General features: G+C 43.7%; 22 protein-coding genes. 11 read left to right on the top strand and 11 right to left on the bottom strand.

All coding sequences use genetic code 11. The features are described from left to right. Positions 1-48: 48 nt before the first annotated feature. The 3 genes from K5R16_RS03000 to K5R16_RS02990 are packed head-to-tail and all read right to left on the bottom strand — an operon-like array spanning position 49 to position 3,039. Entirely contained in the window at positions 49-615 is a 567-nt protein-coding gene (locus K5R16_RS03000) for a DUF924 family protein (RefSeq protein WP_220736065.1), read from the bottom strand. A 2-nt stretch (positions 616-617) separates the two neighbouring features. Continuing rightward, positions 618-2,120 carry a PH domain-containing protein gene (locus tag K5R16_RS02995; RefSeq protein ID WP_220736064.1) on the bottom strand — a complete coding sequence of 501 codons (1,503 nt, stop codon included), beginning with the start codon at positions 2,118-2,120 and terminating at the stop codon, positions 618-620. Continuing rightward, a complete protein-coding gene (locus tag K5R16_RS02990) occupies positions 2,110-3,039 on the bottom strand; it encodes a PH domain-containing protein (protein ID WP_259649753.1) in 930 nt (309 codons plus the stop codon). The genes K5R16_RS02995 and K5R16_RS02990 overlap by 11 nt, the downstream gene beginning before the upstream one ends. A gap of 86 nt (positions 3,040-3,125) precedes the next feature. Between K5R16_RS02990 and K5R16_RS02985 the strand changes: the two genes are divergently transcribed. The 4 genes from K5R16_RS02985 to torR all read left to right on the top strand — a co-directional run bounded on the left by K5R16_RS02985 (position 3,126) and on the right by torR (position 6,267). Continuing rightward, a complete protein-coding gene (locus K5R16_RS02985; RefSeq protein WP_220736063.1) occupies positions 3,126-3,428 on the top strand; it encodes a winged helix-turn-helix domain-containing protein in 303 nt (100 codons plus the stop codon). 138 nt (positions 3,429-3,566) lie between these two features. Then, positions 3,567-4,400, top strand: coding sequence for an ion transporter (locus tag K5R16_RS02980; RefSeq protein WP_220736062.1), 834 nt, complete (start codon positions 3,567-3,569; stop codon positions 4,398-4,400). A 116-nt stretch (positions 4,401-4,516) separates the two neighbouring features. Further along, on the top strand, positions 4,517-5,263 hold the full coding sequence (locus K5R16_RS02975) for a TorF family putative porin (RefSeq protein ID WP_220736061.1): 747 nt from the start codon (positions 4,517-4,519) through the stop codon (positions 5,261-5,263). A 293-nt stretch (positions 5,264-5,556) separates the two neighbouring features. After that, positions 5,557-6,267, top strand: coding sequence for a two-component system response regulator TorR (torR, locus tag K5R16_RS02970; RefSeq protein ID WP_220736060.1), 711 nt, complete (start codon positions 5,557-5,559; stop codon positions 6,265-6,267). Between the two features lie 36 nt (positions 6,268-6,303). Here the strand turns inward: torR and torT are convergent, their stop codons facing one another. Next, positions 6,304-7,368, bottom strand: coding sequence for a TMAO reductase system periplasmic protein TorT (gene torT / locus K5R16_RS02965; protein ID WP_220736059.1), 1,065 nt, complete (start codon positions 7,366-7,368; stop codon positions 6,304-6,306). Between the two features lie 81 nt (positions 7,369-7,449). Between torT and torS the strand changes: the two genes are divergently transcribed. Further along, positions 7,450-10,530, top strand: a complete 3,081-nt coding sequence (gene torS, locus K5R16_RS02960) for a TMAO reductase system sensor histidine kinase/response regulator TorS (RefSeq protein WP_374758368.1) — start codon at positions 7,450-7,452, stop codon at positions 10,528-10,530. A 76-nt stretch (positions 10,531-10,606) separates the two neighbouring features. Here torS and K5R16_RS02955 read toward each other — a convergent pair whose 3' ends face one another. After that, complete coding sequence (locus tag K5R16_RS02955; RefSeq protein ID WP_220736057.1) at positions 10,607-10,966, bottom strand: VOC family protein; 360 nt, start codon at positions 10,964-10,966, stop codon at positions 10,607-10,609. 879 nt (positions 10,967-11,845) lie between these two features. Between K5R16_RS02955 and K5R16_RS02950 the strand changes: the two genes are divergently transcribed. The 3 genes from K5R16_RS02950 (at position 11,846) to norW (ending at position 15,126) form a co-directional block, all read left to right on the top strand. Beyond that, complete coding sequence (locus tag K5R16_RS02950; RefSeq protein ID WP_020911253.1) at positions 11,846-12,058, top strand: cold-shock protein; 213 nt, start codon at positions 11,846-11,848, stop codon at positions 12,056-12,058. Positions 12,059-12,421: 363 nt separating this feature from the next. Beyond that, positions 12,422-13,909, top strand: a complete 1,488-nt coding sequence (norV, locus tag K5R16_RS02945; protein WP_220736056.1) for an anaerobic nitric oxide reductase flavorubredoxin — start codon at positions 12,422-12,424, stop codon at positions 13,907-13,909. A gap of 38 nt (positions 13,910-13,947) precedes the next feature. Continuing rightward, a complete protein-coding gene (gene norW, locus K5R16_RS02940) occupies positions 13,948-15,126 on the top strand; it encodes an NADH:flavorubredoxin reductase NorW (RefSeq protein ID WP_220736055.1) in 1,179 nt (392 codons plus the stop codon). A 68-nt stretch (positions 15,127-15,194) separates the two neighbouring features. On the opposite strand, the gene K5R16_RS02935 is transcribed toward norW, so the two are convergent. From K5R16_RS02935 to gloA, 3 genes are all read right to left on the bottom strand, one after another. Next, positions 15,195-16,055, bottom strand: a complete 861-nt coding sequence (locus K5R16_RS02935) for a DMT family transporter (RefSeq protein ID WP_220736054.1) — start codon at positions 16,053-16,055, stop codon at positions 15,195-15,197. A gap of 294 nt (positions 16,056-16,349) precedes the next feature. Next, on the bottom strand, positions 16,350-17,450 hold the full coding sequence (locus K5R16_RS02930; RefSeq protein WP_220736053.1) for an alkene reductase: 1,101 nt from the start codon (positions 17,448-17,450) through the stop codon (positions 16,350-16,352). Positions 17,451-17,454: 4 nt separating this feature from the next. Beyond that, on the bottom strand, positions 17,455-17,841 hold the full coding sequence (gloA, locus tag K5R16_RS02925) for a lactoylglutathione lyase (RefSeq protein ID WP_220736052.1): 387 nt from the start codon (positions 17,839-17,841) through the stop codon (positions 17,455-17,457). A gap of 281 nt (positions 17,842-18,122) precedes the next feature. Between gloA and K5R16_RS02920 the strand changes: the two genes are divergently transcribed. Both K5R16_RS02920 and K5R16_RS02915 read left to right on the top strand, forming a co-directional pair. Continuing rightward, the gene (locus K5R16_RS02920) at positions 18,123-18,917 is read left to right on the top strand and encodes an SDR family NAD(P)-dependent oxidoreductase (RefSeq protein WP_220736051.1); all 795 of its coding nucleotides are present in this window, start codon (positions 18,123-18,125) and stop codon (positions 18,915-18,917) included. 1,220 nt (positions 18,918-20,137) lie between these two features. After that, on the top strand, positions 20,138-20,374 hold the full coding sequence (locus K5R16_RS02915) for a hypothetical protein (RefSeq protein WP_220736050.1): 237 nt from the start codon (positions 20,138-20,140) through the stop codon (positions 20,372-20,374). 63 nt (positions 20,375-20,437) lie between these two features. Here K5R16_RS02915 and yghU read toward each other — a convergent pair whose 3' ends face one another. Beyond that, a complete protein-coding gene (gene yghU / locus K5R16_RS02910) occupies positions 20,438-21,295 on the bottom strand; it encodes a glutathione-dependent disulfide-bond oxidoreductase (RefSeq protein WP_220736049.1) in 858 nt (285 codons plus the stop codon). A 209-nt stretch (positions 21,296-21,504) separates the two neighbouring features. Then, positions 21,505-22,518 (bottom strand): HAD family phosphatase, encoded by a 1,014-nt coding sequence (locus K5R16_RS02905; protein WP_220736048.1) that lies wholly within the window; start codon positions 22,516-22,518, stop codon positions 21,505-21,507. 252 nt (positions 22,519-22,770) lie between these two features. On the opposite strand from K5R16_RS02905, the gene K5R16_RS02900 reads away from it, so the two are divergent. Next, complete coding sequence (locus K5R16_RS02900; RefSeq protein ID WP_220736047.1) at positions 22,771-23,019, top strand: hypothetical protein; 249 nt, start codon at positions 22,771-22,773, stop codon at positions 23,017-23,019. Positions 23,020-23,109: 90 nt separating this feature from the next. On the opposite strand, the gene K5R16_RS02895 is transcribed toward K5R16_RS02900, so the two are convergent. Continuing rightward, complete coding sequence (locus K5R16_RS02895) at positions 23,110-25,179, bottom strand: M13 family metallopeptidase (protein ID WP_220736046.1); 2,070 nt, start codon at positions 25,177-25,179, stop codon at positions 23,110-23,112. Positions 25,180-25,235: the final 56 nt, after the last annotated feature.

Below are 25,235 nucleotides of genomic sequence, written 5' to 3'. Positions count from 1 at the left end.
TGCTTGAACAACTCGTAATTTAAGTGGTTAGTGCTAATTTAACTCGCATTAGAAGCTAGACCCTGGTTGCTGCAAAAATGCCAATTCTGCAGCAGTAGATGTGCGGCCTAAAATCGTATTTCGATGTGGGTAGCGGCCAAACTGTTCAATAATCGCTTTGTGCCTGTGCTCAAACTCAAGGTTGCCTTGAGCTGCTTCTCGGCTAAACAATCGCACAGCGACTTCGTGGACGGCAAGTGATTCACTGTGCATATAGGGCATTAATAAAAATGGTACTTGCTTGGCTTTAAGTTCACTATCACAGTTAAGCGCAACGGCTTCTTGTGCCAGCACTAAAGCCATAGCATCGGCAGCAAAAGATTGCGGCGTATCGCGATAGATATTACGCGAGAACTGATCTAGTACGATAATCTCCGCTAAGCGCCCCTCTGGCGTTGCGCGCCAATGGTAAAGCTCTGCTGCAATGGCTTGTTTTAACACTGCTTCAAAACGCTTTTTTATCAGTGCATCAAACTCAGTATCTTTTACCCACCACTGTTTCGGTTCTATCTCGTCGAACCAAAAATGCAAAATAGTATCAGGCGTTACAGGGGTGTTTTCTGCTATTTGATCCATGATTAAATCCAATTCCTGTGGTCATTATGAATAAGCGAGAGTGATCGCTCTGCGATATTACGGGCATCGATTACTGATATATAGGGTAGCTTAATACTGCCACTAGCAAGCCCAATTTCAAGATTGGCTAACTGACTGCGTTTCTGATTTGGGCTTTGGCTCATTGCGATATGCTGTACTTTACTCAAGGCGACAAGCTGCCAAGAGTGGCCGAGTAAGCCTGAGTGAAACCACAGATTATTCCCTTCAATCACATAACCATATTGGTGATATCTTAGGTAGATCCCAAGACAAAATAAGCTGGCTGCAATCCATAGGATCTCGGTATATATGTCTAAACCATGAAAGTAAGTATTAATTGCGGGAACCAGCAGCGGCAGTAGGCCTCGGCGCCAAAACCAGCCTAGGTGGATATGTTGGTAGGCTTTAGGCAGTGTGATGGAGGTTGCTTCAATGCCTTTTAGCTTTGGTAGTAGCTCGGCAATAGCACTTCGAGACATCGTCGGTACCAACATGTTACTGCTACCGCGCTGCTCCACTTCATGACCTTTTACTTGCTGGAAATACACTGTCCAGCGTTTAAAGAACCGACCCACGAGCGGTTGATAAAACTTAACCACTTGAATGCGTCTTATCGCTAAAGCATCGTTTTGTTTGGCGATAACCCCGCCAGTGCGATGTAAGGTATTTCCGCTACGACTCAAGCGATAGGGAAAGTATTTCAGCACGGATGAGGTCATCGAAAGAATCGAAAACAGTAGATAGAATAAAGTTAAAGCCAATAGTGCAAAGGCTGCCTGCAAAATAAAGCTGATAGCGATATTAACATCGTACCAAGCCCAAAAAGTTTGCACGGATTGTAGATTCTCCATTGACTCCCAATCGAGTTGACCAAATAGTGGCCCCAAGATAACGGCTAACCAAATTGCATTGTTTTGATACAACCCGAATAAAACCAGCTCCTTAAAGCTTTTTCGGGCCAGGGTATTGTGTTGCGTATCGGCTGCACTCGTGCCTGCATCATTGCTGTCTTGGCTTTGATGTTCTTGTTCGGTCATCAAGCGTTTTTTCAGCGCTAAAGCTTCTTTGTAATCAAGGGCTGAAAGTTCGGCCTCATTCCCTTTAGAGCCAGCGGTTTCTACCACAATGCTATAGAGCCCCATTGGCCTAAAATAAAGAGGCTGCTGCAAACGAACGTTTTGAATTTTATTGAAGGGGATTTCGTCGACTTTTTTGAAAATGATGCCGTGCTTAATATTAAGCTTGTGAGCATCAATCTTAAATCTGAATTTGAGCCATTGCAGCACGCTGTAGCTAAGGATTAATACCACGCTTAATAGCACTACTATAATAACCCAAGGGCTACTAAAGCCCTGTTGCCAACCGGTGTATACCACAGGGATAAGTGCATAACCGTTGCTCAATAACTGCTTAACGGCAAATAAAGTAAAGCTAATAACTGACCAAGCTGATAGCGATGACCAGTCTGCAAATTTATTGCTCATGGCGCGCCTCTGGCTCTTTTACTGCTGACGACTTAGTTGCGAGCTCATCTGTGCAATCTGAAACTGTAGTTTGGGTATCGCTTTTCTCTATATCAGCTTGCTGCAGATTGACTTCTTTTATTGTTAACTGCGCCGCGGCGAGTTCATCTGTTCTATCGATGACTTCTGTTTGGTCATCGCTTAGTTCTGTATCTGCTTGCTGTGGATCGGTTAAGTGGGCTTTGGCTGCTTGAGCGAGTAAGTGTTGGCGTAAGTGCTCGGCGGTATGTTGTTCTATACCGGGAAGTTCTATTTCTGCGCTGCCGCTACCAGCGCTAAAACATTTTAAGGTAAATAGATTAAAGTGCCGCTGCAGTGGACCCTGAGACAGACTCACATGCTGCAATCTCGAGTAGGGCAGCGAGATGCGTTTATGCCACCAGAGACCCTTCTCCATTAAAAATTCATGTTCACATACACCATAGCCCAGCTTTTGTGCTTGCCTATGACTAAGATAACCAATGGCAAACATTAGCAGCAGAACAGCGGTGATGACGAGGATGACATAAGTAACGCTCAGTACACCGGGTAAAATGGTAGCGAGTGAGGCGATAATAACGCCAATTAATGCAATGAATAAACTCTCATAGAGCACTTGGGTGTAATAGCGTTCATCAATCCTTTGTAGCTCAACCTCTTCAAAGCCTTGCCATTGCGCTTGAGCGACTAAATGATGTGTCGCATAAGCCGCATCTTCAGCTGCATGCTGAGTATCGGCAGTATTATCGCGTTGTTCAGGTTTGTTTTGTGACTCTGCTGCTGTGGTGGTATTTTCCAAGTGTGAATCATCCATTTCAATACTCATGTAACACGCCTTAACTTCAGCGACTATATCAGTATCTGGCAATTCACTGCCAGCGTGAGACATATTTGGCAACATTTTGGTCCACTAAAGGAACCTAATGACTTGTTATTTACTATGGATAACGTAATTTAGCGGCTATAACTTTTTGAAGATAAAACTAAATGAACCCTCATAAAACCGTGTCAAAGCAACAAAAAGCATTTTATCGAAAGCTTTTTATCGCCCATCAAATAAGCACCGATAAACACAACTTGTTGTCGCTACATAAGCTAACCAATATGCCTAGAAGAACGCTGCAAGATGCCATTGCTGCGTTTATTGATCTCGGCATTGAGTGTGAGTTTGTGCAAGATGGCGAGCGTAATAATGCGGGTTACTACAAAATTGCCGATTGGGGCCCAATTAAAAGTGATTGGGTGAAGAGTAATGTGGCACAGATAGAAGTTATCCTTAACGAGTCGTAACTAAGCTGGATTAAACTCAATATTGGCTAAAAATTAACGCCAAATTAAGTATTACTGATTAAACTTCGCGATCCTCGATTATTCGGGGAAATGACTCTCTTTTATAGACCTATCTCCGCTTAACTCGAGGAACCGTAAGTGCTCGCCAATGTCTCAGCTCTTCAGTCTAAATTAAAACTCATCGATAACAGCAAAGCTTTTCAAGGCTTTGTCATTTTTGTCATCATAGTCTCGGCTCTCTCAATAGGGGCACATACCTATCATCTACCAGGGTGGATGGAAAAAAGTCTGGTGCTGCTTGATCTTGGTATCACTGTATTTTTTGCCATTGAGATTGTTATTCGATTTCTAGCAAGCGATGGCCCGAAACGCTTTTTTAGCAATGGTTGGAATATTTTCGATACCATCATTGTGATAGGCAGCTTGATCCCTGCTGGTGGCTCGGCAATCCTATTGGCAAGGCTATTGCGTATTTTCAGAGTGTTGCGTTTGGTATCGATGATCCCAGAGCTAAGAATGCTGGTAAACGCTCTGCTAAAAGCGATACCAAGAATGGGATATATCGCGCTGTTAATGTTTGTGATTTTCTATATCTATGGCGCTATTGGTAGCATGCTGTTTGCAAATATTAATGATTTTCTATGGGGCGATGTCTCTGTGGCGATGTTAACGCTATTTAGGGTGTCGACCTTTGAGTCATGGACCTCGGTAATGTACGAAACCATGGCGGTATACCCTTTAAGCTGGCTCTATTATTTGAGCTTTATTTTTCTGACGGCTTTTGTATTTTTAAACATGATGGTCGGTGCAGTGCTTGATGTGATGACTCAAGAAACCGCAGCAATGCGTGCTGAAGATGAAGCCAATGCTGATATCCCTGCAAGTGACAAACCAGCGAGTGCAGCCGATGTCGCAGAGCTGAAACAGCAGATAGAAGAGCTGAAAGGTTTGTTGCTACAAAAGGCTGGATGATCGCAATGCTATAAACAGCATTCATATTTTTTCATATTGTTGGTTTATTGGTTCATATCTACTCCCAAAGTTATTAATAACTTGGGAGTAACATTTGTCTCAAATAACACAATGGGATGATGATTATGAAAACTGCACACGCTTTGATGCTTGCAAGCCTAACGGCGACTTCAATGGGTACTGCAATTGCAGCCGATAACAATGAGCTATTTGGTGGCCAGCTAAGCGGTAACGTTAAGTTTGCTACTGATTACGTTTTTCGCGGCGAGTCCGAAACAATGGATGGCGATGTTCCCGTTGTACAGGGCACGTTAGGTTGGGGTAACGATGATGGTTGGTACACCGGCGTTTTTGCATCAAACATTAAGTTTGCAGATCCTAACCTCGAAATAGTCACAGCTCCTTATATTGGCAAAGCTGGCAGCTTTGGTGATAGTGGTGTGACGTATGATGTTATGGTGTTTTCATATCTTTATCCGGGCGCTTCTTACTCGAACTACACTGAATTATGGGTCAAGGTTGGTAAGCAGTTTGGTCAGGCGAATGTCACCTTAGAAGTGACTCCAACTATTGACGACTGGTTTGGCGTAGAGGGTTGGCAGGGCGTTAACTACGCAGTTCATCCAAGCTATGACTTTAACAACGGTATTAAGGTTTCAGGGTCGTTCGGTTACCAAGATCTTGATGGTGAAGGCGCTGAAGGCTGGACACATTGGAACTTAGGTGTTGAAGCCAGCTACGTTGGTTTAAATTTTGACTTGCGTTACCACGGTAGCTCAGTTGATGAATCACACTTAGTGTATGGCACGCAAACAGAGATCTTTGATGATCGTGTGGTCTTTGGCTTAAGTAAGAGTTTTTAATCTATACCCTCATATAACAGCCGACTTAATAGAGTCGGCTTTTTGTTATCACGGGTAACCTAAGCTGAAAGTAACGCTGGAGTATTAATCTGTAGTGGGTCAGATTGAGTGCATACGACGTGTGTTAGCGGCTAAGTTATGTATAATTGCACGGCGATCGAAGCCTTGTCTAAATCACTTTTCATTGTCACTGAAAGCAGGCATCTTAAGATCGAACAGGTATATAATGTGGTGTTAATACAGTGAAGCAAAGTACCGAAACAGTTTTTGGAAGCGGTTGGTAGGGGTGATATATGGGTTATAGGGTGCTGGTTGTTGATGACGAAGCTGTCATTAGGGCTAGATTAAAAGGCTATTTTGAGAAAGAGGGCTATCAAGTCGTCGAAGCTCAAGATGGTGAGCAGATGTGGCATGAGTTTGAGCGGCAACACATCGATTTAGTCATGCTCGATATTAACCTACCAGGCACAGATGGCTTAAGCCTTGCTCGCGAATTGCGCAGCCGTGGTGATGTGGGGATCATCTTAGTGACTGGCCGCGATGAGACCATCGATAAAATCGTTGGTTTGGAGATGGGCGCAGATGATTACGTCACCAAACCGTTCGAGTTAAGAGAGCTGTTAGTCAGAGTTAAAAACCTACTGTGGCGCATATCTTTAGTGCAAAAAGCGAAAGATGAAAGCGCTGCTCAAGCTGACCCAAATGACAACATCATTGCCTTTAATGACTACATATTAGAACTGAATAGTCGCCAATTAAGTTGTAATGGTGACCTCATTAAGCTCACCAAGGCTGAATTTGAACTGCTCACCGCTTTTGCACTGCATCCGCAACAAGTGCTGTCTCGAGACCGACTTATGCAGCAAACTAGCCACCGTAACCAAGATGTTAATGACAGAACCATCGACGTCATCATCAGACGATTGCGCAACAAATTATCTGCTGAGCTGTTTGTTACTGTACATGGTGAAGGCTATCTGTTTGCCGCCAAAGTTAAAGATTAGGGCTAACGTTTAGTTGAGCGAAAATAATAAAGCTAATTAGTCGATTCCGTTAACGCGATAAATCGGATAATAGTCAGCCGGTGCTAAGCTGGTTTTTAGTACCTGCTTATTTATATTACCGATACTCTGGCTCTGAATTTTTGGGCCAATATCACCAAAGGCTGCTGCGCCTTGAAGCTCTTTTACTGCCACATCAATGGCGAGCATACCTTGTATGACGACTAAGTCATCATTACTAAACTCAACCCGGTCCCGATAGATCCCACGAAGGATGGCAGGTGAGAGGTAACTGCTAACCAGTTTGATATCATCTTCAAGTTGCAGCTGCCTTAAAATAGCGACAGCAGCTTCAATGGCTACTGCACTGCCTAAAATATATTGTGGTGTTTGGCTGCTTAGGAGACTCTCAATTTCATCGCGATACAAATTACGATTGTTGTCAGCATGACGCACAGCTGAAATGGTCACTTGGCTGTCGACCAGCGCAGCGGTTAACCCCTGTTCAACTAAACCACTGCCGCCTTGCTTATCGGGGCCCGCTAACAGCGCAACTTGGGTGGGTTTCGAGGTTTGCTTACGTATATATTGACCCGCTTGAAAACCCATTTGATACCAGTTTACCCCGATCCGGGTGTTAACTTGTTTGCTATCTAAACGGTTGACTAAGGCGATAATGGGTTTGTTGACAGGTGGTTTGTAAAAATCGAGTATGTCTGGGCGAACAGCGCCAAGTAAGATCGCATCGTAGTTGTGTTTCATGCAGCTGTCGAGCTGACTTAATTGTTTGTCCAGGGCGTAATATCCACCGGCTTCAAACACTGCTAGATGCAGGTTCAGCTTTTTAGCTTGCGCGACTAAACCATAGTTAATACCAGTCCAGTAGCTATCTTTTAAGTGCGGCATTAACACGCAAATACGCCAGTCTTTTTTGGCTTGAGCTAGTGGAGTATATTGTATTGATGTTGTTTGCTGAATGGTTTGATCAAAGGGCTGTCGCAGCTCAAGCGACCATGTAGACACGGTAACTGCTGCATTGACTAATGGACTGGCGAGTGACAGTACAAGCAGTAGGCTTTTCCATTGCAGTAAAGCTTTCGCCATAGTTAACATCCCTTTGTTTCGTGCTAATGTTAGATACTAATGTTCGATATTGTAACAGCATAGCGTAGAAGAGTGAGTCCTTTGTCATTATCCTTATTGCCGCGGCCCAGATTATCTTTATCAAGAAAGAGCCTTATTGGTCGCTTAATGCTGGCCTTCAGTTTATTGGCGCTGTTGTTACTGTTATTAGTCTCTCTTGGCAGCTTAAGTCTGCACTGGGTACAGCAGGCTGACAAGTATCTTTACGATAGGGCGTTGCCTGCATCTGAAGCCGCTCGTCAGTTGGTGCTATCAAGTAATGCTCTGGCCGAAAATGCTAAGCGACTTGGACAATCTGAGCAAGAGTCGCAGCGGCAATTAATTGGGCGGAAACTATCAATTAACAGTGCTGCTATGTTAAATGCAATTAAAGTACTTAAAGCGCTAGATGTGAACTTTGATCTAAGCCTTGAGCAAAGCGCGTCGGACATTATTGGCGATCTATCCTTGCTTGGGGAGCAAGTTGGTCAGCGCATTTTGGCTGGTTACCAATTGCAGTTACAAGGTAAAGCGCTGGTGGAGTCCTCGAATCAAAGTACTGAGTTATTGTTGGCGGAACTTGCGATTGTCGATTCGGGTATTCTGTCTAAGCTCAGTTTAGCTTACCCGCAAGCTGTGGGCGCTGAGCAAACCTCCATATTACTCGATAGTTTGATAGAGCAAGATATCGATATTCAAGAGCGACTTAACCGAGCACTGAAAATCGTGCATAACATAGCGTTGATGGGGCAGGTGTTTCAGTCTCCAGAGTTGGATAGCACAGTATTTAATTCATTAGCTAAAAATGACAGTCAGTTAGCACAACTTGGTGTGTCACTGTCTGGGTTAAATGATCCAAATTCTGACGCCGGTGTACGCTACTTCGCTTCTTTAACCCGCTTATCTAACATTATACGCGACCCCGTGCGTGCCAAGGCGTTTGCAAAGCAGGTCACTATTTTACAATCCTTGCCACAAAGCCTCTTGCTGCAAAAGCAGCATACTCAATTAAACCAAGCTCAAGAGTTACAACTACAGGCTCTCACCGATAAACTCGATGCGCTAAATGGCGCTGTAGATAGCGCAATGCGCACGCAGCGTATTGAAGCTGATAATGCCAGAAGCGATTACCTTAACCAACTGAGCTGGTCGAAAGTAAGCCTGTTATTTACAGGGTTACTCATGCTGTTAGTGATAGCGTTCGTTATCTATAAGGTGATCTACCAGGGAATAGCGCTCAAGCTCAATGCTGCCACCAACGCATTAGCGCAGTTAAGTCTAGGCAACACTGCAGTGACTATTGATACCCAAGGCGATGATGAACTTGCTGCGATGGCGAGTGCAATTAAAGCGTTTAAGCAAAAGACTGAACACAATCTTAAATTGCAAGCTGAACTGCGTGATACCGCAGAAGAGTTATACGAGCATAAGCAAGCCTTGGAAGCGAAAGTCGAGGCGCGAACATTAGAGTTGGCAGAGGCTAATGTGCAGTTAGATCGAGAAGCAAAAGGTCATGTACTAGCTCGAGACATGGCAGAGCAAGCTAACCAAGCTAAATCACTGTTTTTAGCTACCATGAGTCATGAAATTCGAACACCACTAAATGGGCTATTGGGTACATTAACATTACTTGGACACTCCAAGTTACCACCTGCACAAAGGCAGATGCTCGCTTTGTCGCAGTATAGCGGTACGCTGTTACAAACGGTGCTGAATGATATTCTAGATTTCTCTAGGCTTGAGCAGAGTAAGTTAGCCAATGAGCCCAGAGCTGTTGATTTAGCGCAGTTGTTGGATGAAGTTACAGCAATTATGTTAGCGGGAGCCAGTTTGGCGGGGCTCACTTTAGTGGCCAACTATAAAGAACTTCCTAAATGGATTTACGTCGATGGTCCCAAATTACGGCAAGTGTTGTTTAACCTGCTAGGTAACGCGATTAAATTTACCCCAAAAGGTACGGTCGAACTGTCTGTGCTGGTTGAGCAACAGGAGCTGACGTTTAAAGTTCAAGACAGTGGTGTCGGAATAGATGTGAGCGCAATGAAACATTTATTTAAAGCCTATAGCAGTGAAGTGAGTGAAGGTCGCGACCGTGGCACTGGACTTGGTCTTGCGATCAGTAAGCAGCTTGTCGAGTTAATGAGTTTAAACACTGATAAAACCGGGGTTTTATGGGTCAAAAGTGAAGTGGGCGAGGGCAGCTGCTTTGGTTTTTCACTTCCATTAAAGGTCTGCTCAGGTCCCGATATAACACTGCAACAACAGGCTAAACGGGTAAGTTCGAAGCACGTTTTGGTCGTAGAAGATAACAAGATTAATGCGATGGTGGCCCAAGGGTTTCTAGCACACTTAGGCCACGACTCTAAGTTAGCCACTAGCTGCGAAGCTGCGCGGATGCTCTACACCCAGCAAACAGCCACCGAATATGATGCCATCATGCTTGATATTCAACTGGGAGATGGTTCGGGAGTCAGTTTATTGGAGGAGCTGCAACAGATTAATGCACAAGCAAGTCACACACTGCCAATCGCAGCTTTTACTGCTCAACTGCAAGCTGAAGATATGGAAAACTATCAAGCTAAAGGTTTTGACCAAGTGTTGATGAAGCCATTGGATATGCAGGCGTTGTCAGTTTGGCTTGGCTGCGCGAAAGAGCCCGATACCACCGATAGTGATTGCTGTGTCACAGATTGGCAAATAGGCGTAGTAAATACAGAAAGTGATATAGAGCGTCAGATTGAGATAGGAGCGAGTACAAAGATGGAACAAGATAGTGTCGCTAAGAGTAAGGCTAAACTAGAGCCTTTGCTTGATGATGGGCAGTTGACCCAAGATATGGGCTATTTGGGTAAAGAGGCCGTGCTGGAGTTATTTAGCCTTTATCAAGATTCTAGCCAAGCTCATATGGCGACACTTGCCAAAGCGCCTGAAGATTTTGAACGAGTACTGCATGCCTTAAAGGGCAGTAGTGCCAGCATGGGATTGACGTCGCTTGCGGCAAAATGTCGTGACATCGAACAGCTCAAAATTAGTGCTGCTGCTTATCAATTAGATCAACACCCAGCACTGTTTGAGCTGTGGCAGCGCTCATTAGATGAATTATCTAAATGGCTTGATGGTCAGAAAAATGTAGAGCAGACGTAGTCGGCTAAAGCATAACTCCATAGCGTTTTTATGCCAGTCATTAACTGCGTTTTACAACAATGCAATACACTGCCGACTAATCGTTAGGCTCAAAAATCTCATGCACTATACCTGATGGGTCTTTAAAGGCTGCATATCGGCCCCAGTCATTTGCATTGGGTGTTTGATGAATAAATTCCACATCGTGACACTTTAGCTCTGTGATTTTTTCATCAAGATTTTTTACGCTAAAAACCAGTGTCGAACTGGCATTGTAACCGTGTTCATATTGACTGGCAGGTAACGTTCCTTGAAACATCAATACGCTGTGGTTTCCTGCTAGCAGCTTAAGGCAGGAGTCCGTTTCAGATATCAGCTCAAGTCCTAGTATGTCTAAGTAAAAGGTTTTAGATTGTTGCAGGTTTTCCACGATGAGTAGCGTTGCAGGGTTATCCATATAAGCAAGTTCTCGTATTTAGAGCCGATTAACAATGAGTTTATAAGTTTGATTAGTGATGTATCCCGCTGCCATAAAACGTTTTAGCACAGGCTTTACAATGTAGTTTTACCGGGAATGGTTGAATACCCATTAAAGTCAGTACACATAGGCCTAATGGGTATGACAGTAGATTGGGGATAAATGAAAACGTTATACCTACATCCTCTGAATTACAGTGTTTGCACTTACAAAACAGCTGATTTTCGTGTTTTCTTCTATACATACTGATCCCTAGTCGTCTTTATTCCGTTGTTAATTGAGTTATAACACGCACGGTATTATTTGAAAATATTAGCGTTATCGGCAGCAGTAAAATTTTTTCTTTGATAGTTTTCCGATCCAAATCACTGACTGTAGGTGATGGCAGCATGACCCAGTATCAAATGCTACTGCTATTAATGCCCTTCAAAATCGTGCCCTGAAAAGCGGTTAGCTGTTCAACTTATCAGCATGAGTCTATCTGAAATATGCTTGAATGTTGTATTAGGTTAAAAAATATCAACTAGAGGTTGATGCGTCTGTTCGTTTTTTAAACGATTAATTGTAGGGTAGATTCTTTACTTGATGTTGGAACCATTGGCGAAAAAGCGTGGTTGTAATCACTTTTTACATAAATTAAACCTTTACAATATCTCTGACTGCTGTAAAGTACGCCTTGCTCTGGCATTCAGAGTTATTAGTGAACCATCAAGTAAAAGTAAGCCTCTGATTACTGCGTTATCGTTGTTATCCATAGTGTTTCCCTTAGCTTCATCGTCACATTTAATAATTCAAGCTCTCAGCACATCGCAATTTCGCGATAGATTTATTAATTTTTAATTATATAAGGGACACAAAATGTCTAATTCAACTACTGGTATCGTAAAATGGTTTAACGAAGACAAAGGTTTTGGCTTCATCACTCAAGACAATGGCGGCGCTGACGTATTCGTACATTTCCGTGCAATCGCTTCAGACGGTTTCAAAACTCTTGCTGAAGGCCAAAAAGTTTCTTTCGACCTAGAGCAAGGCCAAAAAGGCCCACAAGCAGCTAACGTAGTTGCTATCTAAGTTGAAAGTTGACTCAAACAGTCTAAAGACTAATTGAGTCACTTGAGATAATTAAGCTAGGTTAACCTTGTTTGATTATTTGAAAAGCGAGCCGAAAGGTTCGCTTTTTGCGTTTTAGCGCTGCGTAATAGCATTCTTCTCTTCTCTTTTTTCTTCCTTGTCATAAATACACTCTAAAGTGAATTGTTATTAAGACATTGAGACTGTCTAATTGACAGCTCTAATTGCTGTTATAAAGACACTGTTGTCATGCCTGTTTTTTATACATACCTTGCACTTTCAATCGATTAGATATCTGGCACGGTTAGTGCAATTACTCAACTTAGAAATTAAAAATTTATTTAATCTTTTAGGTAGTAGCTAATGACAATTCATGTAAAAAACAATATCCACTGGGTCGGTCAACGCGATTGGGAAGTACAGGACTTCCATGGCACAGAATACAAAATGACACGCGGTACCAGTTATAACAGTTACCTCATCCGAGAGCAGAAAACTGTACTCATTGATACCGTTGATCATAGATTTAGCCATCAGTTTATTCAAAACCTAGAGATGGAAATTGATCTTAATAGTATCGATTTCATTGTGATAAACCATGCCGAAGAAGATCACTCCGGTGCGTTAACAGCCTTGATGCAGAAAATACCAGGCACGCCAATCTATTGTACTGAAGCGGCAGTGGACTCTATTGTCGGTCATCACCATCACCCAGAGTGGAACTTCAAAATCGTTAAAACCGGCGACAGTGTCGATATTGGTAATGGTAAACAACTTATCTTTATTGAAGCGCCAATGCTGCACTGGCCTGATAGCATGATGACCTACATGACTGAAGATGCAGTGCTGTTTAGTAATGATGCCTTTGGTCAGCACTACTGCGATGAGCATCTGTTTAATGATGAAGTTGATCAAAATGAGCTTAAAGAGCAGTGTCTGCGTTATTACGCCAACATTCTTACCCCTTTTAGCAGTCTCGTTACCGCCAAAATTCATGAAGTGTTGAGCTTTAACGTACCTGTGGACATGATTGCAACTGCTCACGGTATTGTTTGGCGCGACAACCCGACTCAGATTATTCATCAGTATCTTGAATGGGCAGACAGTTACCAAGAAGACAAAATCACTATCTTCTATGATTCAATGTCGAATAACACCCGTATGATGGCAGATGCTATTGCCCAAGGTATTCATGATGTTGATCCCGGTGTAGCCGTTAAAGTGTTTAATGTTTCTAAACACGATAAGAATGAAATCCTATCGCACACTTTCCGCTCTAAAGGTGTGCTTGTCGGTTCATCAACCATGAACAATGTCATGATGCCAAAAATAGCTGGCATGTTAGAAGAGATCACAGGTCTTAGGTTTAGAGGTAAAAAAGCAGCGGCATTTGGCAGTTATGGCTGGAATGGCGGCGCGGTCGACCGGATTAACACTCGTTTAATGGATGCTGGCTTTGAAACTGCATTGGGCCTAAAAACCAAGTGGCGACCTGATGGCAAAGCGATGCGTGAATGTCGTGAACATGGCCGTCAAATTGCAAAACAGTGGGCACTACAACCTCTTACTACCGTTGCTAGTCTTGCTAATACAAGGCTAAACGCTGAGCCTAAATCTGCTGCTCAAACAGCTAAGCCTGTATCTGTAAATGCTGAAGAGGTGGTGTTAGCTGAGCACAGTGCTGATTGCCAATGCATGATCTGCACTGTATGTAATTGGGTTTATGATCCCGCTAAAGGTGAACCAAACCAAGAGATTGAAGCTGGAACTACTTGGGCTGACGTACCTGAATACTTTCTCTGCCCTGAGTGCAACTTGGGTAAAGATGTGTTTGTTGAGCATAACGGCTAGAGACGTATTATACCGATTGGTATTAAGAGGATTCCATCATGACAGCACCTGTTGTGATCATTGGTAGCGGCTTTGCCGCTTATCAATTGATAAAAAATATTCGCAGACAAGACACTGAACTGCCGATTCTAGTGATAACAGCCGATAACGGTGATGAATATAACAAGCCTGATTTAAGTCATGTTTTCTCAAAAGAGCAAGATGCAGATGCATTGATATTGCAATCAGCTACTGACTTTGCAGCACAGCAACAAGTCGAAATAGTGACTAATACTAGAGTCGATAGTATTGACACTAAAATGCAGAGTTTAGATGCTGGTGGTCAAACTTATCATTACGCTAAGTTAGTATTTGCCACGGGCGCTAGCGCCTTTGTACCGCCTATTAAAGGTGAAGGCAAAGGCTGTGTTATTACCCTCAATAGTTTGTCTGAGTATCGTGGTTCGCAAGCGGTCTTAAGTCGTGCAGCTCGAATATTGCTAATGGGTGGAGGCTTGATTGGTACAGAGCTCGCGATGGATCTGCAAGCCAGCGGGAAAGAGGTGGTAGTGGTTGAGCCAAACAGTCGATTGCTTGCGAACGTTGCCCCCGATTTTGTCGCGCTGAAACTTGAACGTACCTTGCTTGATGCAGGCATGACGCTTGCGCTAAATGATACTGTGAGCACAATTGATTTATCTACAGCTAACTCACTAATCGAAAATGATGCGGAGTTGAAGAATCAAGGGCTGACTGTAACGACAAGTGCAGCTAGACGCTTTGAAGTTGATTGTGTGATATCAGCTGCTGGTTTACGGCCAAATACTCAATTAGCGCAGCAAGCTGGTTTAGAGGTGAGACACGGTATTGTGGTCGATGAGCGACTTAATACTTCAACTGAAAATGTCTATGCCTTGGGTGACTGCGCCGAGATTAATGGCAAGGTGATGGCTTACTTACAACCGATTATTCTCAGTGCTAATGCGTTGGCTAAGCAGCTGCTAGGTCAAATGTCGCAACTGACATTGCCACCAATGATGGTGAAAGTTAAAACGCCTACATACCCTATTCAAGTGGGTGGCCACTTTAGCGCGGACTCTTCATGGAAAGTCGGGTTTGATAAGCTAGGAGTTATTGCAGAAGCTTATGATGAGCTAAACAATATGACAGGTTTTGTGGTCACGGATGAAAATGCTAAGCAGGCATTTTCGCTGTTAAGAAAAGTCTCGGCGGCATAACTGAATCAGCTGTATTCGCAAAGGTCGCACTGGCGGCCTTTTTTTATGGCTCGCTCTGCATATTGTTGTCAATTATTAGAGCCCCTAATGTAGACAAATAACGATAACAAAATAACGCCTCCCCCCAGCAGCTTTTGTGGCTCGAGTACCTCTCCAAGTAACCCAACACTGAGGATTAGCGTCCAGATAGGTTCTAAGATCATAATGAGAGAGGCGGTTTCAATTTTCACAGAAAACTGCCCCGTTGTTTGCATTAGGTAGCGTAAAGATGTCGCTATGACCGTTGAAGCTGCAAACCACACCAATGTCTGACTGCTTAATTCAAATGCTTCAGGTTGGCTTAGCGCGAGTGAGAGTACTCCGCCAAGACCGACCACAAAGAGTTGTAGGCTTATAGAAGTGAGTGGTTTGATGCTTGCCGTTAGCCGCTTATTTAATACAAAGTGCAATGACAAAAGTGCTGATGCTAGCAAGAAATACCATTGGCTTTGTTCTACTTGCCAACCATTGGTCAGTGTTAGCAGTGTCATGCCTAATACGGCTATGGGCAGGGCTAACCAGAAAGCGCGATTCGGTCTTACTCGAAACAATAACCACGAGGTAAATGGCGCAATGATCATTGCCAAGCTCATGATAAAAGCTCCTTCAGATAGCGTGCTAGATATTGAAATCGCATACACCCATATTTGAGTACAAGCTGCCAATATTACCCCGACTGCGCATATTGAAATGAGCTGCTTAGCGGTTAAGTTAACTAGATGACTAAAACAAAAAGGCAATAGGATGAGGCTTGCCAGTAAAAAGCGTGCGCTAATAAATACACTGCCCGGTACTTCGGAGATGATTTGCTTTGATGCAACCCAGCCGAAAGCGGCAAGAAGAGTCGCCAGCAATAATAGAAGTTCGCCACGTAGTGCTAGTTTTTTCATTTATCGAATTTCTTTGTTAACGCTTTGGCGGAATGATTTTACTAAAACAGGCAGGCTCATTGATTGTTCAAGGGGGTGACCATTAGTGACAATCAATGCCTCGACTAAATGGATATTGATGCCTAGGTTCAGCTTAGAGTCTTTAACCTGTGATAAACCTCCCACAGAGTCCAGTATCTTCAGGTAGAAGGGCTTGAGCCGCTAGCGGTCGTTGCCAAGTATGTGACTTGGCAACGAGTTTATCCCCATCTCACTCGAAGATGCTTGCCTAGTAGGATGGGATACGCAATGTGTTTAGCTTGGGCTGTACTCGGGGTAATCGGTAAGTCCTACTTCAGCACCACCAAACAGAGTGTTGGGATTGTGCGGCGCTAATGGAAAGCCATGCTGAATACGTGACGGCAGATCCGGGTTGGCAACGAATGGACGGCCAAAACCAATCATGTCTGCTACTCCATCATCAATCGCTTTGGCACCTTTGTCGCTATCATAGCGGCCGGCATAGATCAGCGTACCTTGGTAAGCTTGGCGGACATCAGCTTTAAACGCTTTAGGTGTTTCTGGCGCATCATCCCAGTCAACTTCAGCTATATGGATGTAAACCACGTTCAGTGAGTTTAGCAGCGCTGCTGCAGCGGTGTAAGTTTCCTCAGGAGTCGCATCAACAGTGCCATTAAGTGAGGTAAATGGCGCTAGACGCACACCAACGCGATCAGCGCCAATTGCATCGGTCATAGCCGCAACCACTTCGCCCATAAAACGGAGTCTATTTTCTATAGATCCACCATACTCATCGGTGCGGTTGTTCGCTTCTGAGTCGATAAACTGGTTGATTAGGTAACCGTTTGCAGCATGGAGTTCAATACCATCAAAACCAGCCTCAATCGCATTGAGTGCAGCTTGGCGATATTGACCAATAACCAGTTCAATATCAGCTTTAGTCATCTCTCTCGGTTCGACTACGTCAACAAAGCCTGGCTCTTGGGTACCATTGTCGATAAATACCTTAACGTTTTCTGCTTTTAAGGCAGAAGATGAGATCGGTTGTTGGCCACCAATGTTATCTGGATGGGTGACGCGGCCTACATGCCACAATTGAGCAAAGATGGTGCCGCCATTGTTGTGAACAGCATCAGTGACGAGTTTCCAGCCATGAATTTGCTCAGAGGTATAGATCCCTGGTGTCCACGCATAGCCTTGGCCCATTGCCGATATTTGAGTGCCTTCTGCAACGATAAGTCCAGCTGATGCTCTTTGAGCATAGTATTTGGCCATCATCTGATTGGCAGTATTACCCGGTTGGCTCGCTCGTGAACGGGTCATGGGTGGCATAACAATACGATTTTTTAGGGGTAGTTTACCAAGCTGTATTGGTTGAAATAGCGAGTCAGTCATCGTATTACTCTCCTAGTTGAATCAGTTCGATTTGGTAGCCGTCAGGGTCAGTGATAAAGGCAATATGAGTGCTACCGCCTTTTACTGGACCTGCCTCGCGGGTGATGTTGCCGCCAAGTTTTCTAATTTTGTCGCAAGCAGCGTAAATATCTTCAACACCAAGGGCGATATGGCCAAAAGCATTGCCCATATCATATTCATTAGTATCCCAGTTATGGGTTAGTTCGATGGTTGTACTGTCTGCTTGGGTAGCAAAACCAACGAACACTAAGGTGTAGCGGTATTGCTGATTTTCAGTTCTCTCAAGCTCTTTCATACCAAGTACATTGGTATAAAAAGCGATTGATTTCTCAAGGTCTCTAACCCTTAACATGGTGTGTAAAAACTTCATATATGGCCCTTAGAAACGCATCACTGAACTTGAATATAAACAGAGTAAGTTGTGCGTTTGATGATCTGTATTCGATGGGGGAAATTTACAGGGAGTCGGTGGGGATTTGAAATTATCATTTCTTATGTATTTAATAATGTTATGTAATGACCTGCGATTGATGAATCTGGTTTAGAGTTGATTATCAATGCTAAGTTGAAACTATTTACTCTTGTAGACCGATTATCAATATCTGCAATTAGATGTAGACTTATTGGTAGTGAAATAGAAAAGGGCGAATGATGACAAAGACAATTTTAATCACTGGCGCTACCGACGGTATTGGCCTTGAAACCGCAAAAGTCTTGGTATCTCAAGGGCATCACGTATTGCTCCATGGGCGTAGCGAGACCAAGTTAGCAGCCGTTACCGAGCAATTGGCGAGTGGAAGCACTGAGTCTTATATTGCCGATCTATCTGTTATGAGCGACGTGACTGCACTTGCTGATAACATCAAGCAACGGCATCAGCATATTGATGTGATTATTAATAATGCTGGTGTATATGGCGGCTCAGGCACGCTGACTAAAGACGGCTTTGATCTACGATTTGCTGTAAACACATTTGCGCCGTATTTGTTAACCCAAAAGCTGTTGCCATTGCTTGGTAAGCACAGTCGCGTGGTTAATCTGTCATCTGCGGCTCAAGCGAGTATCGACTTAAAAGCGCTTGCTGGTGAGAAGGTATTACCTGATGGACAGGCTTATGCGCAGAGTAAGTTGGCCATCACCATGTGGTCGCGGGCATTAGGGCTTGAGTTACAAGCAACTGGGCCGATAATTGTTTCAGTTAATCCAGCCTCTATGCTTGGTAGTAAGATGGTTAAAGATGCCTTTGGTGTAACGGGCGGTGACTTGAGTATAGGTGTTGATATTCTTTGTCGAGCAGCGTTATCTGATGAGTTTTCAGCTGCTGCGGGGTTGTATTTTGATAATGATATTGGACGTTTTAGCAGCCCTCATAATGATGCGCTAGATGACACTAAAGTGATGTTATTGATGGATACGATGAAACAAGCACTGTCAAAGGTGAGTTAAGTAAGTTAACTCGCAGAGTACTTATATACCCGTTCTACTTGAAGATGCAGGATTCAGTGGGAATTTAATGGGCTTTAATCAAGGCATTGATTGCGATTAATGGTCGTTCCCTTAGTAAAATCAATTACACAGAGTAAAGTCAATTAAAACCCATCGCAGAAGGCTTTGTGCCAGCCCACTTCGTTGTTGCACTTACTTAAAAGGGAGTAACCATTTCTACGTCAATGCGCCTAGAATTGAACTGGCACAATGCCTCTGAAACGAGCATCTTCAGGTAGTACGGGTATATCAATCGGCATAAGTAGTTGGTCTACTCAGAGTGTTTTTTGGCGAACTAATTCAAGGCGGATAATTGCCATAATGGTTGTTCCCTTTTGCCTTTATCCAACACCGAAGTAGGAAGCCAAAAACACTCCTTACAGGCGAGTTTTAGCGGCTCTGATGCTGCGTTAATGAGCTTGAACGTAGAATAACTATGTACTTCACTCATTGCCTGGCCTCAAAACCGCTAAACTCTCGCTGAGCGACCAAATCTTTATACCGATTGGTATTATATTGAAATGGGCCTTAGAGGCCCATTTTTTATAGAACCTGCAGGGACTCGTTTAGATTAGATTTGCTGCTATATGGCATAAATGTGATTCGAGTTCATCTTCTGTTGTTGGCAATGAATCAAGCTCAAATGATAAAGGTTTGCTGCCATTGAGCATAAACACCGAGCTTTCCCCGTGATCATAGTGGAACCATTTTCCATTGACGCAAAGATCTGTATAGCAATTGGGTAGTAGCTCCATCGTGCACCTCTAAATTCTACATTTCATTTCTAGTAAGGCTTTAAATCACAACTTTTGTGAGTACCGCATCATTACCGATGCGCCTGTTTGTGATCTGGTTCACTATTATATGACCCGAAAAGGCGTAGGTGCTTATTGATCTACATCAACGCTGTTGTATTTAACTGTGATTGTGACAGTAATAACCGCTATTTATGACTACTAGAGAGGACTGAATACCACGGTTAAAGCTAAAAATACTGCTTTGTAGGTATGCAGAGGTGGTTTGAACTTTAATTTGCGAGTCGAAACATTAGAGCGTTAATCAGCTTTCGCTACATTAACTTTTCAAGCTTGATCTGAATCATGGCGTGATGGGCTAAATAGATTCAATATTGAAAGATAGCGTCGAGCACCGAGTACTATGATGATTAAGGGAGGTAAAGCGTGACAGATACTAAACTGATATTACTGTTAAAAACAGTGATTACCCTTGGTCTTTGCCTCATTTTACTTGGGATCTATTTCCACAACTTTAGTGAAACTGTGGAGGCGATGGGGGTTAAAGGGATCATCATTAGCGCAATGTGTATTGCCTTTGGCATGGTTCTATCATTGCCAACCAAAATGTACCTAACTTTTATCCTTGTGCGGCGCGAAGCAGAACGTAATCAATCTGAATGACAACGCGCCCGGAGCGAGTGATACTTTCTCGACCCAGGCGCGCAGGCTTTACCACTACAAGCTTTAAGGTTGCTTCTTCAATACAGCATCAATATCTTTCGCACTATGGCGCTCGGCTAATTGCTGCCACTCTTCACCCCAGGTGCAGTTGACTATTTTCCCACGTTTAACCGCAGCTCGTTCGCCAACTAACTTAGCCCAGCGTTGCACGTGGGTGTAGCTTTCGACATCAAGGAACTCGGCTGCATTATAAAGTTTACCGAGTACTAAATTTCCATACCAAGGCCAGATCGCCATATCTGCGATAGTGTAGTCTTCACCTGCAATATACTCATTTTTTGCTAATTGCTTGTCGAGTACATCGAGTTGGCGCTTAGCTTCCATAGTAAAACGGTCAATTGGATACTCGAACTTTTCAGGCGCATAAGCATAAAAATGACCAAATCCACCGCCAAGATAAGGTGCGGAGCCTTGTAGCCAGAATAGCCAGTTCATTGTCTCGGTGCGAGCGGCAATCTCTGTGGGCAAGAAGTGGCCAAACTTATCTGCAAGGTAAAGTAAAATGCTACCCGATTCGAATACATTGATTGCGCTATTGTCTGAGTTATCAATCAGCGCTGGAATTTTAGAGTTGGGGTTTATTTCAACAAAGCCTGATGAGAATTGATCGCTGTCGCCAATATTAATGAGGTATGCATCGTATTCGGCGCCAGATACGCCTTGTGCAAGTAGCTCTTCAAGCATGATTGTCACTTTCTGGCCGTTAGGTGTTGCTAACGAGTGCAACTGTATCGGGTGTTTACCGACAGGAAGTGCTCTCTCATATCTGGCGCCAGAATCAGGGCGATTGATACTTGCCCATTCGCCACCATTTTCACTGTCCATTGTCCAAACTTTTGCTGGAGTGTATTGCTTGCTCATATCAATTCCTATGTGTTTAGCTGTCTTATTAATATGGGGCTATTTCATTCTTTTAAAAGTGTTGTGGATATAAAGATTCGTCATGAGAAAGTGCTACTTGGTCTAACTGTGGATTGAGCGTATATGTCACGTGAAAATGACGGATCAGTATTTTAGCAAAGAAGGCTTTCAAGCCTTCTTTGCTTTGTTAGCTGTTACTGTCAATAGGGCTATTTACTCGCGCTGGTGGCACCAAATACTGTACACCAGTCATTTTTCATATCGATTAAGTGCCAGTTGTCTTTTTGTTTGGCCTCATCGAGTGCCTTGTCTAACCGGCCAATGGATGAGTTGCGATCATATTGCCATTCACGTTCACTGTCGGTGTGATGCACTATCATTGCCATACTAGGGATGTTCTGGCTGGTACTCCATTGCATCATGGCGTGATCGCCGTCGGAATTACCTACCGCGAGTATTGGTTTTTTGCCAATAATGCGCTGAATATTTTCAACTTTTACCTGTTTGTCATTGTTTGACACTAACTCACCATTTTTCACTATCACCGTATCAGCGCCCACTTTTACTACGTCGTATCCAAAGCTACTGCCAATCACATTCTCAGCAGGTATGCCATATGCTTGCTCTGTCCAGGCGCGCATAAAGTCACTGCCGCCACCTGAGACGATGTAGTTAGTAAATCCGTTGGCTTTAAGATAAGTCAGCATCTCTTTCATTGGTTGATAGGTCATGTCGATATAACTGCGCTCGAAGCGTTGATTTTTACTCTTAGTCACCCAGCTGTGCACTATCTGCTGAAACGCCTCCACTGTTAAGCCTGAATGGGTTGCTTGCAGTAGCTCTAGCAGTGCATGGTGATCGGCTTTCATCAGTGATTCAATATCATCTTCAAGCACCCATTTAAAAGGTGTTTGGTTTTTCCACTGTGGATGCTTGCTGGCAAGCCCTTTAATCTGTTCTAAGGTAAATACCAGTTGGTAGTACATAGGCTGTTCCGACCAAAGGGTGCCATCATTATCAAACACTGCGATACGGTCTTTAGCAGCGACAAACCTTGGGCTATTCGGGTTACTGACCTCTTCTACGAACTCTAAGATTGCACTTCTACGTTCACTGTTGGCCCATGAAGGGAGATCACTGGTATTAGATTGGCAAGTGACGGCCAAAGCAGAGGTTGACGATAGTGTCAGCATAAGGAGCAAAGACAGAGGTTTGAGCTTCATAAAAGATCCTTTAAGTTTAGTGTTATTCCAGTTAAACAGATATAACTGCCCAAAAGAACAGGGAAAATTGCTAGTTTGTTGACAGTAACTAAAGCTGGAAATGGTAATTAAATCAAGTTGCTTTGTCGTATAAAAGTCAAACTTTTTCTGACTTACCATTAACCCAGTGCAAATTTAGTTATAGACGCGTTAAAATGGCGCCAATACTAGGCTGTTGCATACACAGTTTTGGCAAGATGAAGAGAGAGTAATATGAGTGATGAACAAAGTGTGATTGATAGCTTAGATAAACTAGAAGCATTCCTGATATCAGTTGAGAATGGTGGTCTAGGCCTGGTAGGTGTAGAAGGCGTAGGTATGGCAACTAACAATGCCGATGGGCGTCACTTTGTTGCTGTTTTTGATAATAATCATAAGTTACTACATGCCCGTTGGATCACCGACGAAATCTTCGTTACCGGTAAAGAGATGGTACGTCATGGCGTAAAAGGCAAGCATTAAGCTTTTCACGGCTTGTCCCGTCCAGAATAAAAAAGCCCCGCTTGCATAAGCGGGGCTTTTTATTTTCTTATACCAACATGCTCATATTATTTACCAAATACGTACACGTTCTTCTTCAGTTAAGTAAAGTGCATCACCTGGTTTAACATCAAAGGCTTTGTACCATGCATCGTGGTTACGTGGTGCTTGAGCACGGTAGCGACCTGGTGCATGAGTACCTGCTCGCAGTTGGTTCAGCATACTTTGCTCGGTGCGTTTCTCTTTCCAAACTTGAGCCCAAGCAAGGAAGAAGCGTTGATCGCCCGTCACGCCATCGATTACCGGCGCTTCTTTGCCATTCAGGCTAAGTTTGTATGCGTGATAAGCCATTGATAGACCACCAACATCACCAATATTTTCGCCAAGGCTATTTCGACCGTTAACGAAGTTTTCAGGGATGGGTTCATACTTGCTGTATTGAGCCGCTAGCTGATCAGCTTTGGCGTCAAATGCTGCACGATCGGCATCTGTCCACCAGTTGCGTTGAATTCCGTTTGCATCAGACTTAGAACCTTGGTCATCAAAACCGTGGCCCATTTCATGGCCGATAACAGCGCCAATACCGCCATAGTTCACTGCAGCATCAGCATTTGGGTCGAAGAATGGTGGTTGTAAAATGGCTGCTGGGAATACAATCTCGTTAAACGAACTATTGTAGTAGGCGTTAACACGTTGCGGTGTCATGCCCCAACGGTTGCGATCCGTTTTCTTTAGCTCTTTAGCTACGCTATCAGCTTTAAAGTACTCACGCAGATTGTGAATGTTACCGACTAAATCTTTGTTGGTCAGTACTAAACCATCAAACTCTTGCCATACATCTGGGTAACCAATTTTAGGATTGAAAGCGGCAAGTTTTGCATGAGCATTAACTTTAGTTTCGTCACCCATCCAGTCAAGATCATCAATACGTTGACCCATAGCGGTACGTAAGTTCTCAACTAGCTCAGACATCTGCTGCTTCGAAGATTCTGGGAAGTAGCGGGCTACATACACTTTACCAATAGCGAAACCTAATGATTGCGTGCCTGACATCTCTGAAATTGCACGTTTCCAACGAGGGCGAGGCTCTTGTTGGCCACTTAGCTCTTTGCCGTAAAATGCAAAGTTAGCGGCGTAGATATCTTCAGAAAGCACATCTGAGTTGTTACTGATGGTATGGAAAGTCAGGTAATCTTGCCAAACCTTAAGCGACTCGCTATTGACTAGGCCAATCATGGTTTTAACTGGATCAGGCTGCGAGATGTTCAGCTGTGGGACTTTATAGCCGGTTTCTGCGAAGTACAGATCCCAATCAAAGCCTGGATATTGCTTAGCAAGATCAGCACGCTTAACTTGGTTTAAGGTTAAGTCACGGTTACGACGCTTCTCTCGTGGCCATTGGCCTTCTGCCATCTTAGTTTCTAACGCGAGTATAGCTTGTGCGCGTGCTTCGCCATCTTTAACACCTGCAAATGCAAGCATTTGCGCAATGTGGCTAACATAAGCGCTGCGGATTTTAACGAAACGTTCGCTATCTTCAAGGTAGTATGAACGATCTGGTAAACCTAAGCCGCCAGCACCAATCGACATTTCATATTGGTTAGGATCTAGGCGGTTAAACCACATACCACCAGAAATAGGAGAGGTTGCGCCAGTTAACCATGCTTGACCAAATACCTTGGTTAAATCATCGGTATTCTTGATTGCTGAAATCTGATCAAGGGTGCCTTGAATCGGCGTGATACCCAGTTTGTTGATGGTATCTGTGTCCATGTATGATTTGTAGAAGTCAGCAATGAGCTGCTCTTCAGCATTTAAATCACTGCGGCTAGCAATATCATCGATGATCTCTTTAACTTGCTCTTCACTGCGCTCAGCAAGACCTGTAAATGCGCCATATCGAGTCTTGTCTGCCGGCATGATGTAATGGTCGTACCATGTACCGCTGGCGTACATAAAGAAGTCATCGCCAGGTTTGACGGCTTCATTTCGTGCAGAAAGGTCAACCCCGAAGCTGCCTAGTTCCGCTTTAGTTGCAGTAGTCTTAGTGACTTCTGTCGCTGCTGTTTCATTAACATCCGAAGCGCCGCAGCCACCTAAAAAGGTAGTGGCTAAGGCAATAGCAATTAGTGATTTTTTCATTATTTTATGCTCTTCCTTGCTGAAGTTATTATAGTTTTCTAACGCATCAATCTTCT

The sequence above is a fragment of the Shewanella sp. c952 genome, assembly GCF_019654975.1.
Classification (GTDB): domain Bacteria; phylum Pseudomonadota; class Gammaproteobacteria; order Enterobacterales; family Shewanellaceae; genus Shewanella.
The sequence above is the reverse complement of the archived record's forward strand: the minus strand, read 5'-3'. Positions and strand labels throughout refer to the sequence as shown.

What these genes read in the sequence shown, in the direction of transcription:
- K5R16_RS03000 (WP_220736065.1), bottom strand. Translation starts at nt 615, where the DNA reads ATGGATCAAATAGCAGAAAACACCCCTGTAACGCCTGATACTATTTTG.
- K5R16_RS02995 (WP_220736064.1), bottom strand. Translation starts at nt 2,120, where the DNA reads ATGAGCAATAAATTTGCAGACTGGTCATCGCTATCAGCTTGGTCAGTT.
- K5R16_RS02990 (WP_259649753.1), bottom strand. Translation starts at nt 3,039, where the DNA reads ATGTTGCCAAATATGTCTCACGCTGGCAGTGAATTGCCAGATACTGAT.
- K5R16_RS02985 (WP_220736063.1), top strand. Translation starts at nt 3,126, where the DNA reads ATGAACCCTCATAAAACCGTGTCAAAGCAACAAAAAGCATTTTATCGA.
- K5R16_RS02975 (WP_220736061.1), top strand. Translation starts at nt 4,517, where the DNA reads ATGATGATTATGAAAACTGCACACGCTTTGATGCTTGCAAGCCTAACG.
- torR (WP_220736060.1), top strand. Translation starts at nt 5,557, where the DNA reads ATGGGTTATAGGGTGCTGGTTGTTGATGACGAAGCTGTCATTAGGGCT.
- torT (WP_220736059.1), bottom strand. Translation starts at nt 7,368, where the DNA reads ATGGCGAAAGCTTTACTGCAATGGAAAAGCCTACTGCTTGTACTGTCA.
- K5R16_RS02955 (WP_220736057.1), bottom strand. Translation starts at nt 10,966, where the DNA reads ATGGATAACCCTGCAACGCTACTCATCGTGGAAAACCTGCAACAATCT.
- K5R16_RS02950 (WP_020911253.1), top strand. Translation starts at nt 11,846, where the DNA reads ATGTCTAATTCAACTACTGGTATCGTAAAATGGTTTAACGAAGACAAA.
- norV (WP_220736056.1), top strand. Translation starts at nt 12,422, where the DNA reads ATGACAATTCATGTAAAAAACAATATCCACTGGGTCGGTCAACGCGAT.
- norW (WP_220736055.1), top strand. Translation starts at nt 13,948, where the DNA reads ATGACAGCACCTGTTGTGATCATTGGTAGCGGCTTTGCCGCTTATCAA.
- K5R16_RS02935 (WP_220736054.1), bottom strand. Translation starts at nt 16,055, where the DNA reads ATGAAAAAACTAGCACTACGTGGCGAACTTCTATTATTGCTGGCGACT.
- K5R16_RS02930 (WP_220736053.1), bottom strand. Translation starts at nt 17,450, where the DNA reads ATGACTGACTCGCTATTTCAACCAATACAGCTTGGTAAACTACCCCTA.
- gloA (WP_220736052.1), bottom strand. Translation starts at nt 17,841, where the DNA reads ATGAAGTTTTTACACACCATGTTAAGGGTTAGAGACCTTGAGAAATCA.
- K5R16_RS02920 (WP_220736051.1), top strand. Translation starts at nt 18,123, where the DNA reads ATGACAAAGACAATTTTAATCACTGGCGCTACCGACGGTATTGGCCTT.
- yghU (WP_220736049.1), bottom strand. Translation starts at nt 21,295, where the DNA reads ATGAGCAAGCAATACACTCCAGCAAAAGTTTGGACAATGGACAGTGAA.
- K5R16_RS02905 (WP_220736048.1), bottom strand. Translation starts at nt 22,518, where the DNA reads ATGAAGCTCAAACCTCTGTCTTTGCTCCTTATGCTGACACTATCGTCA.
- K5R16_RS02900 (WP_220736047.1), top strand. Translation starts at nt 22,771, where the DNA reads ATGAGTGATGAACAAAGTGTGATTGATAGCTTAGATAAACTAGAAGCA.
- K5R16_RS02895 (WP_220736046.1), bottom strand. Translation starts at nt 25,179, where the DNA reads ATGAAAAAATCACTAATTGCTATTGCCTTAGCCACTACCTTTTTAGGT.